This is a genomic window from Flavobacterium endophyticum, from assembly GCF_003634455.1.
GTDB classification, from domain to species: Bacteria; Bacteroidota; Bacteroidia; order Flavobacteriales; family Flavobacteriaceae; genus Flavobacterium; species Flavobacterium endophyticum.
Window position 1 is genome coordinate 178,952 of record NZ_RBLC01000005.1, and the last position, 22,656, is coordinate 201,607.

The following is a 22,656-nucleotide window of genomic DNA, read 5'->3' on the forward strand; positions in this document are numbered from 1 at the left end:
TTACGGTTCCCAGAAATTTAACTTTATCTGCTTAAATATAAATAGCCGCTTTTCTCACTAACAGAACCGTCTGGTTTTTTATATTTCAAGAAATAGAAATACGTACCGTCTGGCAATCCTTCAGATTTGTTCACTGTAACTCTTCCTTCAGAATAGCCTCTGAAAGCCTTGTCGTTGTTGTTATAGCCGTTTGCTTCATAGACTAGAACTCCCCAGCGGTTGAAAATCTCTACTTTGTTATCTGGATAGCATTCTAAGCCACCGATGTATAAAATCTCGTTGTCTCCGTCATTGTTTGGCGAAACCGCATTAAATACATTGATCGTACAGCCGTCAATTTCGATAACCGTCGGGTTATTTCCTGTATTGTCGGTGTTATCTGAAGCATCGGTAGCTTCTTCTCCAAGAGGACTTCTACCGGTTGCAATAGCTTGGTTCGAAACACTTCCTGCATTGATATCCGCCTGCGTAATAGCATACGTTGCAGTAAATGTAGTGCTGTCGCTTTGTCCTACTGCTAAAGTAATAGGGCCTCCGCTTACCACAACTCCAGGAAGCGGATCGTTGATAGTCACATCGCTCAAGCTCACATTTCCTGTATTGGTCACTGTGAAGTTATACGTGATCGTTTCTCCAGCTTCTGCAATTCCGTTATTGTTCTCATCATTAAATATCGCAGTCTTGATCAAGGCAATACCTGGATTCTGTTCTAGAATCGTAACAGTACAATCTGGACAAGTCGGCTCATATAATGGATCATCCGTACCTACTGGCGAAGGATCTTGCGATTCATCGTCTATCGGATTTCCGTTCGGGTCAGTTCCTTCAGCCAATGCTAAATTATACACAGCCCCTAATTCAATATCCGCCTGCGTTATCGTGTACGTTGCTGTGAAAGTAGTACTATCCGAAGCTTGTGGCGCTAAAGAAGCCAATGGTCCGCCTGAAACTGTAACGATTGGGTCGGTTACCATAATATTGGTGATGGTAACGTTTCCTGTATTGGTTACTGTAAAGTCGTATTCGATAACATCTCCCGCATTTACGATACCGTCATTGTTGGCATCTTGATACGTTCCTTCTTTCCACAATTGGAAACTTGGATTCTGAGGCAAGGTCGTTACCGTTGGATCATCATTGCCTGGCAATGTAGGATCGTTGCTGTCAGACAAATCAGTAATTGGCTGTCCGACAATCGGAGTAGCGCTAACTAATGCCTGGTTGTTTACAAATCCAGCATCTACATCGGCTTGCGTAAAGGTATAGACGGCAGTAAATGTAGTGTTGTCTGTTGCTCCTGCATTTAGCACTGCAAGAGGACCGCCGGTTACTGCCACTAATGGATCCGTTACCGTAATGTTCGTCAATTGCATGCTTCCTGTATTTACGACAGAGAAATTATAGGTGATCGTCTCTCCTACTTGCGCAAAACCATCGCCGTTGGCATCATTGAAAGTTCCAGTCTTGGTAATTTCAATCGATGGCACTTGCACTACAATTGTTACTGTAGCTGTATCGCAATTCGTCGGATTTAAGACCTCACAGATGCTATATTGCAAAGTGTAAGTTCCTGCCGGTGTTCCTGCTGCTACAGAGATTGTTCCATCAGCATTCAATGTCAATGGCGCATCTGCAGTTATAGTAGTCAAAGTTACTTCCGAAGGAATCACTGCAACGCCGTTTAAAGTGTCATTTGAAAAGACATTTCCAGCGTTTACTTGTCCTTCGTTACCATTTACAACCGCAGCACTTAAGTCGTCGTTTACGGCATCAATCGGAGCCGGATTAACTACTATGGTTACTGTTGCCGTTTCACAGTTCGTAGGGTTTAATATTTCGCACAACTGGTATATGATAGTGTAAGTTCCCGCAGGTGTCTGTGGGTCTACGCTTACCGTTCCTGTTGCAGGGTCTAGCTCAACACCTGGGTTTGAAGACGGTGTCGTTACCGTAACCACCACTTCAGACGGGATTACCGGAACGCCGTTTAAGGTATCGTTGTCCAATACGTTTACAACGTCTGGGTCGCCAGTATAGCCGTTTACCGGATCAGGTGTGTCGTTTACTGCATCAATTGGTGCTTCTTCAACAACTATAGTTACCGTTGCAGTCTCACAATTTGTTGGGTTTAATATTTCGCACAATTGGTACACGATAGTGTAGGTACCCGCAGGTGTCTGTGGATCTACGCTTACGGTTCCTGTCACAGGATCTAGTTCTACGCCTGGGTTCGAAGACGGTGTCGTTACCGTAATCACTACTTCAGACGGGATTACTGGAACGCCGTTCAACGTATCGTTATCTAAGACATTCACTACATCTGGGTCACCCGTGTAACCGTTTACCGGAGTTGGGTTGTCATTTACTGCATCGATTGGTGCTGGGTTAACCACTATAGTTACCGTTGCAGTCTCGCAGTTGGTAGGGTTTAATATTTCGCACAATTGGTATACGATAGTGTAAGTACCTGCAGGAGTCTGAGGATCTACGCTTACCGTTCCTGTTGCAGGGTCTAATTCTACGCCTGGGTTAGAAGACGGTGTCGTTACCGTAATCACTACTTCAGACGGGATTACCGGAACGCCGTTCAACGTATCGTTGTCCAATACATTTACAACGTCTGGGTTGCCCGTATATCCGTTTACAGGAGCTGGGTTGTCATTTACCGCATCAATCGGAGCTGCTTCCACCACAACCGTTACGGTTGCCGAGTCGCAGTTCGTAGGATTCAATATCTCGCACAATTGGTAGACGATAGTGTAGGTGCCCGCAGGAGTCTGTGGGTCTACGCTTACCGTTCCTGTTGCTGGGTCCAATTCAACGCCTGGGTTCGAAGCAGGTGTCGTTACCGTAACCACTACTTCAGAAGGGATTACCGGAACGCCATTCAACGTATCGTTGTCTAACACATTGACTACGTCTGTATCGCCCGTGTAGCCGTTTACCGGAGCTGGAGTATCGTTCACCGCATCGATTGGCGCTGCTCCAACCACAACTGTTACGGTTGCAGAATCACAGTTGGTAGGGTTCAATATCTCGCACAATTGGTACACGATAGTGTAGGTTCCCGCAGGTGTCTGTGGGTCTACGCTTACCGTTCCTGTTGCCGGGTCTAATTCAACGCCTGGGTTAGAAGCTGGTGTCGTTACCGTAACCGCTACTTCAGACGGAATAACCGGAACGCCGTTTAAGGTATCGTTGTCTAATACGTTGACTACGTCTGTATCGCCTGTGTAGCCGTTTACCGGAGCAGGAGTATCATTCACTGCATCAATCGGTGCCGCTCCTACCACAACCGTTACGGTTGCCGAGTCGCAGTTCGTAGGGTTCAATATCTCGCACAATTGGTAGACGATAGTGTAGGTTCCTGCAGGTGTCTGTGGGTCTACGCTTACCGTTCCTGTTGCTGGGTCTAATTCTACGCCTGGGTTCGAAGCTGGCGTCGTTACCGTAACCGCTACTTCAGACGGAATTACCGGAACGCCGTTCAAGGTATCGTTGTCTAATACATTGACTACGTCTGTATCGCCAGCATATCCATTTACTGGTGTTGCTGGAGTATCATTTACCGCATCAATCGGAGCTGCTCCCACTACAACAGTTATGGTTGCTGTATCACAATTGGTCGGGTTTAGTATTTCGCAGATCGTATAATCAAAAGTATAACTTCCTGCTGCTGTGCCAGCCAGCACATCTACTGCTCCTGTAGTCGTATTGAATGTTATTCCTGCCGGAACACTTCCAGGGACTACGCTAATAGTTACTTGGCTAGGTAGTACTACTACCCCATTCAACAAGTCATTTGTCAGTACATTTGGAATGGCATTACCTCCTGCATAACCATTTACTGGAGTTGCATTAGTATCGTTAAAAGCTTCTATTTCTGCTGCTTCCACTACAACTGTAACCGTTGCCGAATCACAATTTGTCGGGTTCAGCACCTCACATAGTTGGTAGATAATCGTATAATTTCCCGCAGGTGTCTGTGGGTCTACGCTTACCGTCCCCGTTGCTGGGTCTAATTCAACGCCTGGATTCGAAGCCGGTGTTGTTACCGTAACTACTACTTCAGATGGAATTACCGGAACGCCGTTCAACGTGTCATTAGTCAATACGTTTACTACATCTGTATCGCCCGTATAGCCGTTTACTGGAGCCGGAGTATCGTTCACCGCATTAATCGGCGCCCCTTCTACTACAACCGTAACCGTTGCCGTATCACAGTTCGTAGGGTTCAGCACCTCGCATAACTGATAGATGATCGTATAAGTGCCCGCAGGTGTCTGAGGGTCTACGCTTACTGTTCCCGTTGCTGGGTCCAATTCAACGCCTGGGTTTGAAGCTGGTGTTGTTACCGTAACTACTACTTCAGACGGAATTACCGGAACGCCATTCAACGTGTCATTAGTCAGTACGTTTACTACATCTGTATCGCCTGTGTAGCCGTTTACAGGAGTAGGATTGTCATTTACTGCATTGATTGGTGCTGCAGCTACGTTTACCGTAACCGTTGCCGTATCGCAATTCGTTGGGTTTAATATCTCACAAATAGTATAATCAAATGTGTAGGTTCCTGCCGGAGTTTCTGCATCTACCGTAACCGCGCCTGTTGCCGTATTAAAGGCAAGCCCTGCCGGAACTGCTCCCGGAAGCACTGAAATAGTCACCGCACTTGGAACAACTGCCACGCCGTTAAGCGTATCATTTGTAAGTACGTTTGGTATTGCCGTTCCTCCTGCATAACCGTTTACTGGCGTCGCAGTCGTGTCATTATTGGCTACAATTGGCGCTGCTGCCACGTTTACAGTAACTGTTGCCGTATCACAATTTGTTGGGTTTAATACTTCACAGATCGTATAGTCGAAAGTATAGGTTCCTGCCGGAGTTCCTGCATTGACCGTAACCGCGCCTGTTGCCGTATTGAAAGCAAGCCCTGCCGGAACTGCTCCCGGAAGTACCGAAATGTTCACCGCACTTGGAACAACCGCCACGCCGTTCAGCGTATCATTAGTAAGCACGTTTGGTATAGCTGTTCCTCCCGCAAGTCCGTTGACTGGCGTTGCCGTAGTATCGTTATTCGCTACAATAGGAGCCGCTGCCACGTTTACCGTAACCGTTGCCGTATCACAGTTCGTTGGGTTGATAACCTCACAAATCGTATAGTCGAAAGTATAAGTTCCTGCCGGAGTTCCTCCATTGACCGTAACCGCGCCTGTTGCCGTATTAAAGGCAAGTCCAGCCGGAACTGCTCCTGGAAGTACCGAAATGTTTACCGCACCTGGAACAACTGCCACGCCGTTAAGCGTATCATTTGTAAGTACGTTTGGTATAGCCGTTCCTCCTGCAAGTCCGTTGACTGGCGTTGCAGTAGTGTCATTATTGGCTACAATTGGCGCTGCTGCCACGTTTACCGTAACCGTTGCCGTATCGCAGTTGGTCGGGTTGATGGTCTCACAGATCGTATAGTCGAAAGTGTAGGTTCCTGACGGAGTTCCTGCATTGACAGTAACTGCGCCTGTTGCCGTATTAAAGGCAAGCCCAGCCGGAACTGCTCCTGGAAGCACTGAAATGTTTACTGCGCCTGCAGCGATTGCTGCACCGTTCAGCGTGTCGTTGCCAAGCACATTCGCTATAGCGGTGCCTCCTGCAAGTCCGTTGACTGGCGTTACAGTAGTATCATTATTGGCTACAATAGGAGCTGCTGCCACATTTACCGTAACCGTTGCCGTATCGCAATTGGTCGGGTTGGTGGTCTCGCAGATCGTATAATCGAAAGTATAGGTTCCTGCAGGAGTTCCTGCATTGACCGTAACCGCGCCTGTTGCTGTATTGAAAGCAAGTCCTGCCGGAACTGCTCCCGGAAGTACTGAAATGTTTACTGCGCCTGCAGCGATTGCTGCACCGTTCAGCGTGTCATTGCCAAGCACATTTGCTATAGCGGTGCCTCCTGCAAGTCCGTTGACTGGCGTTACAGTAGTATCATTGTCTGCTACGATTACATTATTAGGTGTTGTCGTTACAGAATCTGTATTATCAGTCGTATCAGGATCGTTTTCGTCTCCGTCAACCGAAGCTGTATTCGTATAGTTTCCTGTTGCGTTTACCGTTGCCGTGATCACCAATGTCTGGTTGGCACCGTTGGCCAAGCTGCCAATTGTCCAGATTCCTGTTGCTGGAACATAGTTAGCTCCTGCCGTATGAGAAACATAGGTATATCCTGTAGGAAGCTGGTCTGTTACAATAACATTTGTCGCGTTCGCTGTTCCGTTATTTGTAACAAGCAAGGTGAATTCTACTTGATCTCCTACGCTTGGAGTAGTATCATTTACAGTCTTGCTGATCTGCAAGTTGGCATCAGGATCTGGTGCTACTGTTATCTCATCTGTATTGTCGCCTGGCACCGGATCTGTTTCTGTTCCCGTTGCCGTTGCTACGTTCGTATAATTTCCTGTAGCATTTACAGTTGCTGTAACGGTCATAGTCTGGGTGGTACCATTAGCAATAGTACCCACATTCCAGATTCCCGTACCAGAATTGTAAGCGCCTGCCGTAACTGTTGCAGAAACAAATGCAAAACCAGTCGGCATCAAATCTGCTACTGTAACTCCAGTAGCAGCATTCGGTCCGTTATTCGTAACAGCTATCGTAAAGGTTACTTGCTGCCCTACTGTCGGAACCGTAGCGTTTGCTGTCTTCACAACCCTAAGATCTGCTATAGCTGCAACGTTCAAATTATTATAAGCGATGTTGTTACAATTCTCAACAGCTGTTCCGTTTAGACACTCTAAATGCGGGTCTGTCGGAGGCGTAGTACCTGGATTCGTCGCATCGATATCAGTCACGTCAGCCGGACGGATAATCGAAGCTTCTACATTTAAAGGCAATCCTGCCAAAGAGGATCCTACTGTTCCTGTAATCGTGAATACGATTTCAGAACCGTTTGTCATGTTAAGGTCTGCAATATAATTGCCCGTAACCGGATCAACTGTTCCGGTAACAACTACTACAGTTCCTTGGCTGTTTACGTAAGTAACGCCCGTTATCGTGAATCCGGCTGGAACAATAAATGCAAAGCCGGCTCCAGTTACGTCGCTAGGTCCGTTATTTTTTACGACAACTTGATAGTTCATCGTTTGTCCGATGCTGATAGTTGTCGTTGATGGTGTGATGCTTTCTACTTCCAAGTCGGCAGAAGCAACAATGATATCTAATGTCTTTATGATGACTTCGCCGGGAACAAAACTCCATGTATCCAATGATTTTTCGTTTCCAAAGCTCGAACCTCCATCTCCTGTGTTTCCAGAGCCAGAACTTCCTGAGCTATTTCTTCCCCATCTGTGTCCGTTGCTGTTACTTGAAATACCAGCATTTCCTGAAGCTGTCGGGTTTGATACCGTATTTACATTTCCTCCAGTAACATTCGAATCGTCCCAGTACACCAAGTCTCTGTTCGGAGTAAATAAAGCATAGCTTTCATTCAGCTGCTCGATGATGATACCTCCCGGATTGATTTCCATGTCGATAAAAGGGAAATGCACCTCGGCACCAAAAAGCTGTACCCTGATCTCTCCGATATTGGTATTCGGCGCCAGTACATTGCCTGCTCCGTCTCTTCCATCCCATAAAATAGTATTTGTTCCCGGAGAACAGTTTCCTGTAATGGTTCTGGTCGGGAAATCTCCGATTATTTCAATCCTGAACGTTCCGGCTAGGTTGGAATCAAAACCGATATAGGCTCCTTTGTTCCCCGAAAGGTTAGGCGTTCCTTCTACACCTGTATAGGTCAGGTTAGTGGCTGTAGGCGTTATCACCGCATTCTTAAGCCATGTTGTAGTGCTTGATGACGTACTTACTGCTTGTATCGCGTTAGCAGGCAAGTCCGCTGCAGGATCTGTATAAAATATCTTATGGGTCACATTATTGGCATCATCTTGGCTTCTAGGATCGTGAACCCTAAAATCAGCGCTTGAAGGACTTGAAATATTCAAACTCTTATAAGATGGTCCTCCTGTGGTATCTAAAAATCCTTTGTTATTTACAAAAAAAGTAAAACCTACTCCGTTAGAGCCATTATTGGTTACCCTGTAGGCAACTCCATCTCGTGTTAAAACGACAAATTTGCCATAAAAGGCTTTTGCTGATGAAAACACTGTTCCTTGTATGTGCAAGTTGAAAACGTTAGAATATACTCTTCCGGAAATCCAAGCCGAGTTAGCCGCATTCCTTACCGATACGTCCCAAGCCGCTATCAGTTCCGTATTGTTTCCTTGCGTCCAGGCAGCATCTGCAGCGGTATCGGTAACCCCAGGCGTAGAGCTGCTGGTTTCAGAGCCCGAAGGCAAAAATTCTACTTTCCAGATTCCGGCCTGTCCCGCACCTACGGTAACAGTATACGGAAGGTATCGGTTACCTCCTGCTCCCTGTCCCGGATATTGAGGTCCGGCCAGCTCGCCATTACGGTTCGGTATCTGTCCTGTTGCGGTTGCGGTAGTAAGATACTCTGATCCATTCGGAGCAATCAGCCTGATTCGGCCATTCCCTATATTCTGGGCACTCGATGCAGCAGCAATAGTCTCTCCAACATTGGCATACACATAGTGCGTCCCCAAGGTCTTGAACGGCCAAGAGTTGATTGTAGTTCCTCCTGCCGTATAGCTATTGCTGTACAGAAAAGCACGGTTCCCAGTAACTCCCGAAGGATAAAGATCTTTACTCCCGTCTGCATATAGAGACGAAAAGCCGGCAATAGTCAGAAGGAAACTCAGTAAAAAAACTTTCTTGATTCTTACGGCAGTATCCCTAAACATGACGCTCACCTGTCGGTAGGGCAAGAATCTGCCTTGACAACTGTAGTTTTTGTTCATCGTTATAATTTTAATTATTTATTTGAAAATGAGGGGAAAACGGTTTAATGGTGGTATCGTTTTATAAGCAATCAGCTTAGAAGAGCATAATTTTTACGCATACACGAATGGATTTGGTTAATAAATAGGTTCAAAGGCAAGCCAGATTGCTAGAGCAACCATGACCGTGCAAATTTCCTTAGTATGAACCGTAGGCGTTGTAGATAATAAATACAGCATTTGTAGAATAAATTCTACAAGCCTTGATATTGTTTTAGGCTAGTCTCTAATGGACAGGCCTGATAAAAGTGATGAAGTAAATAATCCCTGCCATGCAGGCACCTGCAAATGGAGAGAGCCAGACGATTACTGCATCCAACATTTCGTGCTTTCTAAAAAGCAGCAGCTCTCCTGCTGTCATGGCCGGATTCAATGGATAGCTGGTAATCGACAGGTTGACAAAGTTGGCAATGCCTATGGCTATTGCCATAAAAGTTGCCATATAGAGCCTGCCTTTCTGCAAATACGTCAGGCCTAAAAAAAGCAGCAATACAATAAACATCATTACGCTCTGGCATACCGACGAAAGCATCAGGCTTTCGGGATGATGCGGGACAACAGGTGTAGAAAACAGCAAGATAGAATCATTCCTATTATCCGAAAACAAGAAAAAAACAAGCAGCGTAGCCAAGAGACCGCTTATGATATGGGTGCATATATAGACAACCAGCTTGCTAAAACCGATCCGGTTTGCGATAAAAAACCCGACCGAAACGGCAGGATTAAAATGTGATCCCGACACGGAATACAGAAAAAAAGTAGTCAAAAAGGTAATGCCTCCGATGGAAAAGCAGGCCAGGATCTGGTTCAAAAAAGCATCCTGAAACCCTACTACAGCCGAAGCCGCAAGAGCAAAAAATGTCAGCAGAAAAGTTCCTGTAAATTCTGCCAAAAGGCTCCTGAGCTGTATCGTATGGATCGTATTTTTATGCCTATCGGCAAAAGCAGTCAAACGCATATACTCTAAAAATAATATGCAAGGGAAAGAAACCCTCTCCCTTGCATGAAGTAATCAAAACCAATAAAATTAATAGGGCCAAATCTTTTACTAAATTCCACATTGGCTGTCGAAAAAATTGTGGCTCATATCACTATTCTTTGTAGAATTAATTCTACAAAGAAAGCCGGCGTTTCTCATCCTTATCTTCGTAATATTGGACACTGAACTGCCCCGTTCAGATTAAGATATTATTATGCCACAGATTAATATCTGGTAACGATGCGTTTTCCCAAGCACTTTTTATACATATATCTTATCTCGCTCTTTAGCTCTTCTCCTTTATTTTCACAGCAAGAAAATAGAGATTACGACCTTATATGGCATTCTGCCGACGACAACAGCCTGCCGCAAAACAGCGTAAAATCGATTATCAAAGACCGTTATGGGTTCTTGTGGCTTTCGACCGAAAACGGACTCGTGCGGTATGACGGAAACAAATTCAAGGTCTTTAACATCGAGAACCTCAAGGGACTGACCACAAACCGGATCAGCTATTTCAGAGGCACCGTAGCTACCGACAGTATTTATGTGCTCAGCGATTTTGCCGACTTGATCCTCATCCGAAAGAACAAGCCAGCTATAATTCCCGATAGCAAAATTCCAGAGTCTTTTCGCATCCAAAACCAACTGCTGAAGGGAAAAAGATATTTTATCCACAAAATCTACAAAACCGACAACAGCTACTTTAAGCTTGCTGATGGAACCATTACCGCTTTTACCAGAGACAGCAAGCGCCTTTGGGAAATCGCGCACGATCTCGATGCCACGTTCTTTATTTGCGACAACGTACTCTACTCTTATACGGCTAAAAATTTCGTGCGTTTTGAAAACGGGCGGGCCTATTTTACTACTATAGAAGGACTCCCGTCCTCAGGCTTTGAGCTGATTCCCAACCAGGTCGCGCAGCAGACTTTCTTTACTTTCAACAATACAGTCTATCTGCTCGAGAGCCATCAAGGAAAGCTGCAGCTGAAGCCGCTCCTTACCCATTTCGACATCGCCAAGAACAATATCATTTCCTATTATTACGACTTCCAAAATGAGACTCTTTATCTCGGGAGCAGTACCAACGGATTGCTTATCGTCAAGAAGAAAAAATTCAAGAGCATCTTGGGCAACAACAAGAATGGCGTGTACTATGCCCAGATTCACTATGGCAAGAACAGCTTCCTGACTGCCTCTGGAGAAATATTCAGCGAGCAGGGAGCCCAGAAAAAACTCGTATTCAACATAGAGACCGACAATTATACGCTTCTCACCGACAAGCAGGGCAATATATGGACCAAAGACAATAATACGGTCTACAGACTAAATAAAAAGACTCATTTTTCGACCATCGACAAATGGTTTTTCGAAGACCGCGTCATCCAGCTGTTTGAAACCAAAAAAGGCGAAATGCTGGCCGGAACCGCCATTGTCGGCTCGCCTGATGGCAAGCTCTTTATGCTAGACACATCCGACCCGAAAAAAAAGCCCAGCTTTAGGCTCTATATGAACCTGCCTTTCAACCCTACCTATATGGCAGAAATTGAAAGCAATATTATCTGGACAGGATCACATCTGGGATTCCACCGGATTTTTCTAAAGGAGAAAAAGATAGAGAACATCAAAGAGATTTCGAATACCTATGTCCGCAGCATTTATATCGGCAAGCCCGACGAAATATGGGTAGCTACCTACGAAAAGGGATTCTTTCTTTACAACCAGTTTACCAAAAAGACCACCCACTTCCCTATCGACAAGAACCGCTACCTGCTCTCATCGCACTGCATGATCGAAGACCAGAACGGCTACTTGTGGATAACAACCAACAAGGGGCTCTTTCAGGTATCCAAAAAGAACCTTTTTGAATATTCGGAGCAGAAAACAAAACACGTCTACTACCAGTATTATGACAAGTCGGACGGATTTTATACCAACGAATTTAACGGCGGCTGCCAGCCTTGCGGCCTGCGGCTGGAGAACAATTCCATTTCGTTTCCTTCCATGCGGGGCATTGTTCTCTTTTCTCCCGAAAAGATAAAACTGCTCCTGCCCGACAATGATATCTATTTCCAGGAAGCCGAAGTCGACAGCCGCTACCAAGAAATCGGCAACGATACGCTGCAGCTAAAAAATGATTTCGGAAGGCTCAGGCTGTTTATCAACAGCCCGTATTACGGAAATCCTAACAACCAGAATATTGAAATCAGGCTGCAGGGACCAATCTCCCAAAATTGGATTCCGCTTAAAGACAACGAGATTTCCTATACGTCGCTGCCGCACGGCACCTATTATCTTACGGCCCGAAAGCTTACTGGGTTTAACTCCGGCTACAAATACAAGACGCTCACCATACTCGTGCCGCCAGCCTTCTATGAAACAATCTGGTTTAACATCCTCCTTGTGATCATCGGACTGCTGCTGGTATTCTATACTATAAAGATGAGAATCCGATACATCAGAAGAAAGAATATCCTTCTGGAGAAAAAAATTGCGGAACAGACTTCCCAGCTCAGGAACACCATCAGCACGCTCAGAAAGACCAAGGAAAACCTCAGCGAAGAGATCATCAACCACAAAAAACTTATCGGAACCATAACGCACGATATCAAAAGCCCGCTCCGTTTCTTGGCGCTGACCGGAAAGCATGCCTACCAAAATATTAACGACACTGCTGCGATAGCCGAAGACCTGAAATCGATCTACACCTCATCGTTCCATCTCTTTAATTTTGTAGACAATCTTCTGGAATATACCAAGGTAAGCAAGCAGGAAAATTCGTCAGACCCCTACAACCTATACGGTCTTGTAGAAGAAAAGATAAAAATATTCCTGAACATTGCGGCGTCCCAAAAAACAGAAATAACCAACAGGATTGACCGCAGCAGCATACTGACGACCAACAAGCTCTTGCTTTCTATTATCATCCACAACCTGCTGGATAATGCTGTCAAGAATACCTTAAATGGCAAGATTAGCTTTACTTCGGGAAGAAAAGGAGAAAACATCTTTATAAAAATCAAGGATACGGGCAAAGGAATACCTCCCGATGTAGTAGCATTCTATGCGAATACCAAAAGTACCAAAGCATCAGAAAATGCCAGAAAAACAGGAATGGGACTGCCCATGATCACCGAACTGCTGATTATCCTAAACGGCAGTATCGATATTGAAAGCACGCTCGGCAAAGGAACCGAAATCACTATCTGGCTGCAAGAAGAAAAAAGTAGCTAGTTATCGTAAATCTTCAGCATCTCGACCAGGCTGACTACATTATTGATGCGCAGCTTTTCGAAAATCCTATTCTTATAAGTGCTTACCGTTGTCATCTGGATGTTCAGCAGGTTGGCTATTTCCAAGTTCCCTTCCCCGCGAGCCAAAAGTCCGGCTACCTCGATTTCTCGATCCGACAGGCTTTCTAGAGGATTGATAGGAGTCTTGTGCAAGACATTCTCCAAGATCTTCTCTTTGACGGCAGCGCTGATGTATTTTCCGGTTTCCATGACCACCTGCACGGCGTTCACGATCTCGCTTTCTGAACTGTGCTTGTTCAAGAAGCCGTTGGCTCCGGCATGGATATAACGCAGCGCATACTGCTCTTCGTCATAAGCCGAAAACATCAAGATGGTCAGGTCAGGGTGTGATTCCCTGATCTTTTCAATCATCTTGGTGCTGTTGCCACCCGGAAGGTTGATATCTAAAAACAATAAGTCAGGGGCATTTTCTTTCAGCTGTGACAATACAGAAGGAAAGCTTTCTGCATGGTCTACTGAAATCCCTTGAAAGGATTCCTTCAGTATTAAGGAAATTCCATGCCTGACAACGCTGTGGTCGTCAGCTAGTAGTATTTTTTTCAATTCGGTTACCATGGGGATCGGTCAGTTTACCTGTCAAAAATACAATTATTTCGTTGAAAGGCAAAGAGTAAGAAAATTACTTATAAGCGCTTTATGCACAATCTTCCCCTACAAGCCTTCTTTGACAATCATCTTATACCCTATTCCCCTAATGTTCACGATAGAAATGGCATCATCGTCCGCAAAATGCTTTCGTATCTTCGTAATAAAGACATCCATGCTCCTCGCATTAAAGAAAGTATCGTCGCCCCACAAGTCTTGAAGCACACGCTGCCTTTGCAGCACATTGTTCTTGTTTAAGATCAATTGCAGGATCAATTCGTTTTCCAAATGTGTGAGTACTGTTTTTTTTTCGCCGCTGCTCAGTTCCATACTCGAATGGTCAAAAACATACTTGCCGATCTGGAACGTAGTCTGAGCCTGAGGCTCGCTCTTTGAAACCGTCACCCGATTCAGCAGCGCCTTCATCCGTATGATCAATTCTTCAATGCTAAAAGGCTTTTTTAGATAATCATTGCCCCCTATCTCAAACCCTTTTACCACATCTTCTGTCAAGGAACGGGCCGTTAGAAAAATCACCGGAATGTTCGGGTCGGTCTTCCGGATCTCTTTCACAAACGAGTAGCCGTCCAGTCCGGGCATCATGATATCCACAATACAAATATCAAAGATCTTAGCTTTAAACACTTCCAAACCTTTTCTTCCGTCCAAAATCCATTGAACCGAAAAGCCATTCTTGACCAGCATGTCATTCGTTATTTTGCCTAATGACTCCTCGTCTTCTAGATAAAGTACTTTTATAGTGTCCATATTATACAGGTAAGATGATTTCAAATGTAGTTCCCAGATTGTCTTTTGAATCGACCAATTCGATCGTACCGCCATGAAGCGCAACCACATCCTTCACATAGCTCAAGCCAAGCCCATAGCCTTTTACTTTATACTGGTCGCCATTCGGAACTCGAAAATAAGAAGAAAATATCTGATTCTTGTACTTCAGGTCAATTCCGATTCCATTATCCGAAAAACGAATTGTTGTAAACTTGCCATCTTCTGCCGCCTCAATCAAGATTCGCGCATCCTCAGCAGAATATTTCAGCGAATTGTCGATCAGGTTCGTAAAGACATTCGTAAAATGCTCCTTGTCTACCGTAACAAAAATAGTATCAGGGATGGTTTCATGCGCCACCACCGCTTTTTTTATGGCCAATTGCGGTTTTAAGTCCGATACGATACCCTCAACAAAATCACGAAGCTTTACCATCTGGAAATCCATCACCATCTTGCCCTTGCTCAATTTTGCATCGTTCAAGATCGATTCGGTCATGGCAGAAAGCCTTTTCAGGTCATTCCGCATCAAGCCGATGTATTCCCTTGCCGTTTCCTTGTCATCCAGAATATTATACGTAGTCAGCGCCTCGGTAGCCGCATACAGCGTAGCCAGCGGAGTCTTGAACTCGTGCGTCATATTGTGCGTGAAATTATCCTTCATCTCCATAAGCCTTCTTCGCTTGTCGATATTCTTCAGCAAGAAAATCACGGCGCTCACGCAAATCAAAAGATAGAGGAGCGACAGCAGTATCGACCCAAACATCTTGTATAAGATCACCTCCATAAGGTTCCTAAAATACAACTGGTAGGTTCTCCCCGAATCAATTTGAGAGACTATCTTTTGAGAATTGTTGTTCGTGTTTTTCCATTTATGTTGCGGAAAGACCAGCTTGTTTTTTCCTTTTTCAACCAACAATGAAAACTCCAATCCGGGATAAGAAGCATTCATCTCTTTTTTGATATCCAGATAATACGGCTTGATATCCATCTGAGCCGCATCGTTCTTTTCCATCATCTGGTTCAAGGCATCGGTAGCCTGGTTGTCAAGAAGCTCATCTCCTTCATACGAAATCTTCACTTTTATATCTTCTCCTTTTAATGATTTCAAGACATCTGCCAATTTACTGCTGACATTATCCGACAAGCCAGAAGCTGCTCCAGTACCTGCAAGCGCATTCAGGTCTTTCTTTAATACCCGAGCCTGAAGGATATTTTCGGCTTCCTTCACAACTAAGATTTTTTGTTCTGCATATACAGAGTACAGCCAATACACCTGAAAGGTCGCTATCAAGGCAATCGCAATGCCCGCATACAGCCGTATGACCCTATTGCTTATGTTAACTCTTGGTTTTCTCATAAAACAAAAATAGATAAATAATAAAGATATCGTTTCCACTTAACACTAAATAACAGTATGCAACACCAGATAACTCTTTGACGTTCAGATGCGCTATACATTTGTACTATCAATTTGTCACAACAGCCAAAAAGGTACAGACAAAAGGATATTAAATAAACAATAACCATAAAATACTACAACATGAAAATCAAGACTACACTTATCAGCTTAGCACTGCTCCTTGCCACAGGAGGACAAGCCGAAGCCCAAAACGCAGCCAGCTCAAAAACACAGTATGCTGCCACTGGCGACAGAAAAATTGCCTACCGCTCTATCGGGAAAGGAACACCGATCATTCTCGTAAACCGTTTCAGAGGAACATTAGACACTTGGGATCCTTTATTCTTAGACAAGCTGGCAGAAAATTACAACGTCATTACGTTTGACTATACCGGAATCGGTTCTTCAACAGGAACGCTTCCTACGGATATCCCGACCGTAGCAAAAGACATCAAAGACCTGTCCGATGCCTTGAAGCTTAAAAAAATCATCGTCCTAGGCTGGTCGTATGGCGGATTGGTAGCTCAGGCAGCCACGTTCCAATATCCCGAACTGGTTACGCATTCTATCTTAGTCGGCACAAACCCTCCCGGAAAAAACGAAATCCCCCTAGAACAAGTCTTCTTTGACCGGGCACTTAAACCGATCAACAGCTTTGATGACGAAATCGTCCTGTTCTTCGAGCCCAAATCCGAAAGCAGCAAAAAAGCCGCCCAGCTGTCGCACGACAGGATCTATAAAAGAATCGACGTTTCTAAAATTCCAGCCACACAAGAGGTCTTCGAACGCTATTTCAAAGGAGGCGCCGGATTTAGAGAAGACAAGCAAAACTTTAGGGAGCAATTGCAAACCACGCAGACCCCAATTCTGGTCATCTCAGGCGACCACGATATCAGCTTTGCCGTAGAAAACTGGTTCGCATTGCTTAGGGAATTGCCGACTACGCAAATGATTGTCTTCCCACACACTGGACACGCACCACAGCACCAATACCCAGAACTCACCGCAAACTACATACACAATTTTATAACACTCAATAAATAATAATTAATCAATTTAAAACCACCTTTATTATGAAAACAACAACTTTTTTAAGACCAGCTACCGGATTGTTATTCTTGACTATCCTTACAGCATCCTGCTCAGACAATCCAAAAATTAGCGTAAGAACAGGAGACGAAGCACAAGAAACAGCTTCAGAAGACGTAGAAATCCAAGATTATGCCACCGACCCGAACATCGACAGGGGCACCAAAGAATTCTTAAAAGTATTGAACTCTGGCGGAACACCCCTAGAAAAACTATCTAAAGAAGATGCCAGAAACGTTTTAGTAAATGCCCAAGCAGGCGTCAAGGTAGACCTTTCGGGAATTGAAGAATCAGAAAAAACGATTACGAGCGACGGCCTTACCGTAAAACTAAACATCGTCCGTCCGCAAGGTAAGACTGGAAAGCTACCTGCCTTTATGTTCATCCACGGCGGCGGATGGATACTCGGAGATTACCCAACGCACAAACGATTCGTAAGAGATCTAGTAGTAGCTTCAGGATATACGGCCGTTTTTGTAAACTACACCCCATCGCCAGAAGCTAAATACCCTACCGCCATCAATGAAATATATGCCGCTACCAAATGGGTAGCCGAGCACGGAGATGAAATCAACGTAGACGGAAAAAGACTTGCCATGGTCGGAAACAGTGCCGGCGGCAACATGGCAGCAGCCGTAACCCTGATGGCAAAAGAGAAAAACGGGCCTGAAATCAAATCGCAAGTACTCTTCTGGCCCGTGGCAGACACCAATTTTGAGACAACATCGTATAAAAAATTTGGGAAAGACCGCTTCCTAACCTCTTCTGTAATGCAATGGATGTTTGACCAATACACTACAGATGCCGAAGCCCGCAAGAGCATCTATATCTCTCCGGCAAGTGCAGACGCGAAACACTTTAAGGGACTTCCTCCAACACTGATCCAAGTAGCAGAAAACGATATCCTGCGTGACGAAGGAGAAGCCTACGGAAGAAAACTAGACGAAGCCGGAGTGCAAGTAACCACCGTTCGCTATGACGGCATGATTCACGACTTCGGACTCCTAAATGCCTTGGCAGAACTCCCAACCACAAAATCACTATTCATTCATGCCGGAGCCGAACTCCAAAAACACCTAAAATAATCCAAACAATGGCATGGCATCGAACCCCGATGCCATGCCTATCCAAAACAAGAAATATTAAATTAAAATCATATTACAATGGAAAATATCAAATCAAAAACAGTCGTATTTATTACCGGTGCCTTCGTTAGCCATACCGGATGGGACCAATGGAGAGCCTATTTTGAAAGCAAAGGCTATACCACCCTAGCACCAGCCTGGCCCCAAAAAGATGCCCCAGCCTCAACCTTGAGAGACAGGCAACCTAACGATACCGGATTGGCCAACCTAAGGTATTCCGAAGTGCTTGACCATTATGCCAAGATCATCCAAGAACTGCCAGAAAAGCCTATCCTGATCGGACATTCGCTAGGCGGATTGACAGCCCAGCTATTATTGCAGCGCGGTATCGCAGCGGCAGCAGTAGCCATCCACTCCGCACCACCGCAAGGCGTACTCTCTTTTGAATTCTCTTTCTTAAAATCATTGTGGAAACCGCTAGGGCCGTTCAGCTCTACCAAAAAAACACACCTGATGAGCTTTAAGGAATGGCAATATGCCTTTACCAACGGACTATCCTATGCCGTACAGAAAGATGCCTACGAAAAGAACACGATTCCAGAATCCAGAACCGTATTGAGAGATACCCTGACCAGCGTTTCCAGAATCGATTTCAGCAAGCCTCATGCCCCGCTTCTTTTTATTTCTGGCAACAAAGACCACATCATGCCCGCATCGCTAAACTACAAGAACTATAAGAAATACAAGAACAACGGCTCGGTTACGAACTACAAGGAATTTGAAGGAAAGAACCACTTTGTGCTCGGACTCCCTACCTGGAAAGAAGAAGCAGACTACGCGCTTAACTGGATCCAAAAGAACTAAGCATCACAACCTCAGCCTTTCAAGCAAAAGGCTTTCCTAAAAATAAAAGTTAAATGAGTTGCTTAATTATACCGATTGGTATATTTTTGCGGCTCATTTATAGTTTCAAGAATATGAAAAATGTATATATCGCACTAGCTAAGAGAACGCCCATCGGAGGCTTTCTCGGCACGCTTTCCCATCTGTCTGCCATAGAATTGGGAACGCTTGCCATTGAAAACGTACTGCAAGAATCCAACATCCCAACCGATGCGGTCGACTCTGTCTATATGGGCAATGTATTGAGCGCCAATCTCGGACAATCTCCAGCCCGACAGGCCTCTAAATTTGCCGGAATTGCGGATGAAACCGATGCAACCACCATCAATAAAGTTTGCGCCTCTGGCATGAAAGCCGTCATGCTCGGAGCCCAGCAGATACAGCTTGGCATCGATACTGTCGTAGTTGCGGGCGGCATGGAAAGCATGAGCAATACGCCCCATTACATACAACAGCGCAAATGCAACAAGATGGGACACGGACAGTTGGTCGACGGACTGCTGAAAGACGGACTGACCGATGTCTATAATAACTTTCATATGGGAAATGCGGCAGAAATCTGTGCCCGCGAATACGGCCTGACCCGCGAAGCGCAAGATGCCTTTGCTGTAGCTTCTTATGAAAAGGCCGCAAAGGCGACCAAAAACGGCAAGTTCAAAAACGAGATTATTCCGATTTCCATAGCCCAAAAGAGCGGCACGTCCCTAATTTCTGAAGACGAGGATATTTTTAAGATCATCCCCGAAAAAGTACCGACCCTAAAACCGTCGTTTGAAGAAGGCGGCACCATCACTGCGGCTAATGCCAGCAACCTGAATGATGGCGCTGCAGCGCTGCTGCTTGTTTCTGAAGAAGCTTTAGAGAAATACGGCCTTACTCCGCTAGCCAAGATTATCGGCTATGCAGATGCGGCACAGGCTCCAGAATGGTTTACCACCTCCCCTTCTATTGCCATCCCAAAAGCCCTGAAACAAGCAGGTCTTGCGCTGGAAGCTATTGATTATTTTGAGATCAACGAAGCTTATTCAGCAGTTATTTTAGCCAACCAGAAAATCTTAGGCATTGCCCCTGAAAAAGTCAATGTATATGGCGGCGGCGTTGCCATGGGGCATCCTATCGGAGCCTCTGGTGCGAGAATTATTGCTACCCTTATTTCTGTACTGCACCAAGAAAACGGAAAATTTGGCGTAGCAGCCATCTGCAACGGCGGCGGCGGCGCATCGGCTATCGTGCTCGAAAAAATATAAGGCGGATTTTCAAGCAATAGAGCCCGAAATAGAATCAAGAACTTTTGAGCAGGAATAAGGCAATACACTAGCATTGTCTTATTCCTGCTCAAACTTTTTCAACGTTCCGTCGGTGCCAAACTCAATAGCATAACGCTCGCGGCTGCCGTTGATGCTCGACGGAAACCAGCGCATGCGGTTGTCCCAAACCGAAACATACACGCTTGTCGTCGGCTTTGCCCCTTCCACCTGCGCCGCCTTTTCATTATACGTCTTGGCAATAGCGGCCACGGTAGCAAAGCGCACGCTGCTTAGCGGAACCATCCTGCTCTGTATATTGTCCCTTACCGATAACAGCTTCGGGCTCGGCTCAGACCATTGCCCTTTTTTATATTCATAGCTGTCTACATACTTCGGATTCTCAGGGTGCTGGAGCATCACATGGATGCTGCCTTCGTTATAAAAATGAATCGTGGCATAAATAAAGATATCTTTTCCTGCATACTGCGGCAGCTTCTTTAATGCCACTTCCGCCTCATTTAACTTGCCTTCATCCATCAGGAAATTAATATCCCTGCCCTCTTTATGATGCACTGTATGAGTCGTCGTATGCGTTTCTACCATAGTAGTGACCTGCTGCTCGATCTGCTTTATCTGCTCTTCAACAGCCGCCTCATACGGACTTGAATGTGGCGGCACTGCGGCTGGCGGCACCACCGTTTCTTTCACGGCAGGATGAAATGTATCTTCGATGCTTTTTGAAAACTGTTGGCAGCCCATACAAAAGGAGCCGCACAAGAGTAAGGTTAATGCTTTTTTCATACTGTCTAGCTTATTTCTTCCAGATCCGCCTCAAACGCAATACGGTCTGGATGGTCCTTGAGATAAAAAATGACTGCCGTTTCCTGCTTGGCACTGTTTAGGTCGAGCAGGTCGACGATTTTTTTGATTTCTGCCCTCCGGGTCCGTTTCAGGTGGTCGGTAAATTCTAGCTGGAAGCGTACCATCGGCTGCTCGTTGATGTACGTTCCGGTCTGGCTTGCACTGATAAGCCTTGCGGTAGTGCGTATGCCCTTGTACTTGATCAGCACCGCCTCGTCTAGCCTTTTGCCGCCGATGCGGTTAAAAATCAGCCGCAGCAAGCCCCTGTAAAACAAAAGCACGGCCGGACAGATAATCAGGGGATGCCAGAACGCCATAAAGCGCCAGCCCATCCCTATATTTTCTGTCTGATACGAATAGACGTAATACCCAACCACCAAGACGACTACTGCGATCCAGCCCAAAAACACAAGCAGAATGCCCAGCGGACGTATCGTGGCCTCTGAACTGGCAAATGTAAAATACGGAACGTGCTTTATCTCCCTATCAATGAGCACCTCTACCTTTTTGCCTGCTTCAAAACGGCGCTCCGATGGCCTTGCATCGTTTACAACCGTCTTTTGTATGATTTCAGAATCTGCCAGGTTCTTGAATGCCAGACGAAGCTCGTAGGTATCGTACCGGCTGCCGTCTTTAGAAATCTTTACGGCCGACCTGATTTCTGCCAGCCGCAGTATTCCATGCGCTTTCAAGCGTTCGATATTCCGTTTTGCAATAAAATTAGACAGTACCCATTTCTTAAAATAGCCGGCCAGAAGCAGCAGCCACAAGACAACAGATACGGCCAAAAGGCCCAATGCCACCCACGGACTTGTACTGCCCAGCTCAGGCGAGTCTTCGCTCTTGATGTTGTAATACAAGAGCATTGGGAAAGGAATAGCGTAGAACAGCATGAACAGTATCCAAAATAATCCAAAACCTCGTTTCATTTCTATTGTGTTTTAGTAGTTGTTTTGCGACATCCGAAGTATCAAATTATGCATTTCTGACAAAATCCAAGATAGGTCCCAATACTTCCTCTATATAAGCTACTTCCCTCTCGCGGCTCTTTTTGCTGTCGGTAAAAGTATCGCTGATGCTATAGTTCTTTAAGAACTGTTTCCCTTTCCTGCCGATGACATAGTGCATGGCACCGCATTCCCAAGAATTGATGATGAGCATTTCTTCAAATCCCATCAGCCGTTTCTTATAAAACGGCGCATTGATCTTATAGATGCTGGCCGTCTCCTTATCAAACAAGAACGTTACGTTTAGGTGGAACAGAAAATCATATAAGGCATACACCACCATGCAACCGCCAAGCACATAGCCTACGCATTGCAAGTCATAGCCGATTATAGCTCTTAGAAAAGGCAGGCTGCCAAACAGCAGCAAAGCCAAAAGGCTGAACAGCCGTATCTTGCCCTTATAGCCAAAATAAGGCTTTATGCTGAGCTGGGAAGGCGTTAGTGTTAGTTGGTATCGATTCATATACTGTAGATGTGTAGCACGTTTCTATG

13 protein-coding genes are annotated in these 22,656 nt (G+C 45.4%); 5 read left to right on the forward strand and 8 right to left on the reverse strand.

The annotated features are described in order from the left end of the window. Positions 1-23 precede the first annotated feature (23 nt). Both CLV94_RS15335 and CLV94_RS15340 read right to left on the reverse strand, forming a co-directional pair. Positions 24-8,864, reverse strand: coding sequence for a DUF7507 domain-containing protein (locus CLV94_RS15335; protein WP_121377391.1), 8,841 nt, complete (start codon positions 8,862-8,864; stop codon positions 24-26). A 265-nt stretch (positions 8,865-9,129) separates the two neighbouring features. Next, positions 9,130-9,861, reverse strand: a complete 732-nt coding sequence (locus CLV94_RS15340) for an aquaporin (RefSeq protein ID WP_121377392.1) — start codon at positions 9,859-9,861, stop codon at positions 9,130-9,132. 261 nt (positions 9,862-10,122) lie between these two features. Between CLV94_RS15340 and CLV94_RS15345 the strand changes: the two genes are divergently transcribed. Continuing rightward, a complete protein-coding gene (locus tag CLV94_RS15345; RefSeq protein ID WP_121377393.1) occupies positions 10,123-13,119 on the forward strand; it encodes a ligand-binding sensor domain-containing protein in 2,997 nt (998 codons plus the stop codon). Here the strand turns inward: CLV94_RS15345 and CLV94_RS15350 are convergent. The 3 genes from CLV94_RS15350 to CLV94_RS15360 all read right to left on the reverse strand — a co-directional run bounded on the left by CLV94_RS15350 (position 13,116) and on the right by CLV94_RS15360 (position 15,930). Then, on the reverse strand, positions 13,116-13,742 hold the full coding sequence (locus CLV94_RS15350; protein ID WP_170148816.1) for a response regulator: 627 nt from the start codon (positions 13,740-13,742) through the stop codon (positions 13,116-13,118). The genes CLV94_RS15345 and CLV94_RS15350 overlap by 4 nt on opposite strands. Positions 13,743-13,850: 108 nt before the next feature. Continuing rightward, positions 13,851-14,552, reverse strand: a complete 702-nt coding sequence (locus CLV94_RS15355; protein ID WP_121377395.1) for a response regulator transcription factor — start codon at positions 14,550-14,552, stop codon at positions 13,851-13,853. A gap of 1 nt (position 14,553) precedes the next feature. Further along, on the reverse strand, positions 14,554-15,930 hold the full coding sequence (locus CLV94_RS15360; RefSeq protein ID WP_121377396.1) for a sensor histidine kinase: 1,377 nt from the start codon (positions 15,928-15,930) through the stop codon (positions 14,554-14,556). Positions 15,931-16,113: 183 nt separating this feature from the next. Here CLV94_RS15360 and CLV94_RS15365 point away from each other — a divergent pair, with 183 nt between their 5' ends. From CLV94_RS15365 to CLV94_RS15380, 4 genes are all read left to right on the forward strand, one after another. After that, the gene (locus tag CLV94_RS15365; RefSeq protein WP_121377397.1) at positions 16,114-17,016 is read left to right on the forward strand and encodes an alpha/beta fold hydrolase; all 903 of its coding nucleotides are present in this window, start codon (positions 16,114-16,116) and stop codon (positions 17,014-17,016) included. Between the two features lie 29 nt (positions 17,017-17,045). Continuing rightward, the gene (locus CLV94_RS15370) at positions 17,046-18,146 is read left to right on the forward strand and encodes an alpha/beta hydrolase (RefSeq protein ID WP_121377398.1); all 1,101 of its coding nucleotides are present in this window, start codon (positions 17,046-17,048) and stop codon (positions 18,144-18,146) included. Between the two features lie 78 nt (positions 18,147-18,224). After that, positions 18,225-19,010, forward strand: coding sequence for an alpha/beta hydrolase (locus CLV94_RS15375; protein ID WP_121377399.1), 786 nt, complete (start codon positions 18,225-18,227; stop codon positions 19,008-19,010). Between the two features lie 113 nt (positions 19,011-19,123). Next, positions 19,124-20,296, forward strand: a complete 1,173-nt coding sequence (locus CLV94_RS15380; protein ID WP_121377400.1) for an acetyl-CoA C-acyltransferase — start codon at positions 19,124-19,126, stop codon at positions 20,294-20,296. 78 nt (positions 20,297-20,374) lie between these two features. Here CLV94_RS15380 and CLV94_RS15385 read toward each other — a convergent pair whose 3' ends face one another. From CLV94_RS15385 to CLV94_RS15395, 3 genes are read right to left on the reverse strand one after another with little or no spacing between them, the layout of a single operon-like run. Next, a complete protein-coding gene (locus CLV94_RS15385; protein WP_245982610.1) occupies positions 20,375-21,055 on the reverse strand; it encodes a hypothetical protein in 681 nt (226 codons plus the stop codon). A gap of 47 nt (positions 21,056-21,102) precedes the next feature. Then, positions 21,103-22,086 (reverse strand): hypothetical protein, encoded by a 984-nt coding sequence (locus CLV94_RS15390; protein ID WP_121377402.1) that lies wholly within the window; start codon positions 22,084-22,086, stop codon positions 21,103-21,105. A gap of 46 nt (positions 22,087-22,132) precedes the next feature. Beyond that, entirely contained in the window at positions 22,133-22,627 is a 495-nt protein-coding gene (locus tag CLV94_RS15395) for a hypothetical protein (protein WP_121377403.1), read from the reverse strand. Between the last annotated feature and the right edge of the window lie 29 nt (positions 22,628-22,656).

Bases quoted from the DNA above. Each gene is read 5' to 3' on its own strand.
- CLV94_RS15335 (WP_121377391.1), bottom strand. From the start codon at position 8,864: ATGAACAAAAACTACAGTTGTCAAGGCAGATTCTTGCCCTACCGACAG.
- CLV94_RS15340 (WP_121377392.1), bottom strand. From the start codon at position 9,861: ATGCGTTTGACTGCTTTTGCCGATAGGCATAAAAATACGATCCATACG.
- CLV94_RS15345 (WP_121377393.1), top strand. From the start codon at position 10,123: ATGCGTTTTCCCAAGCACTTTTTATACATATATCTTATCTCGCTCTTT.
- CLV94_RS15355 (WP_121377395.1), bottom strand. From the start codon at position 14,552: ATGGACACTATAAAAGTACTTTATCTAGAAGACGAGGAGTCATTAGGC.
- CLV94_RS15360 (WP_121377396.1), bottom strand. From the start codon at position 15,930: ATGAGAAAACCAAGAGTTAACATAAGCAATAGGGTCATACGGCTGTAT.
- CLV94_RS15365 (WP_121377397.1), top strand. From the start codon at position 16,114: ATGAAAATCAAGACTACACTTATCAGCTTAGCACTGCTCCTTGCCACA.
- CLV94_RS15370 (WP_121377398.1), top strand. From the start codon at position 17,046: ATGAAAACAACAACTTTTTTAAGACCAGCTACCGGATTGTTATTCTTG.
- CLV94_RS15375 (WP_121377399.1), top strand. From the start codon at position 18,225: ATGGAAAATATCAAATCAAAAACAGTCGTATTTATTACCGGTGCCTTC.
- CLV94_RS15380 (WP_121377400.1), top strand. From the start codon at position 19,124: ATGAAAAATGTATATATCGCACTAGCTAAGAGAACGCCCATCGGAGGC.
- CLV94_RS15385 (WP_245982610.1), bottom strand. From the start codon at position 21,055: ATGGGCTGCCAACAGTTTTCAAAAAGCATCGAAGATACATTTCATCCT.
- CLV94_RS15390 (WP_121377402.1), bottom strand. From the start codon at position 22,086: ATGAAACGAGGTTTTGGATTATTTTGGATACTGTTCATGCTGTTCTAC.
- CLV94_RS15395 (WP_121377403.1), bottom strand. From the start codon at position 22,627: ATGAATCGATACCAACTAACACTAACGCCTTCCCAGCTCAGCATAAAG.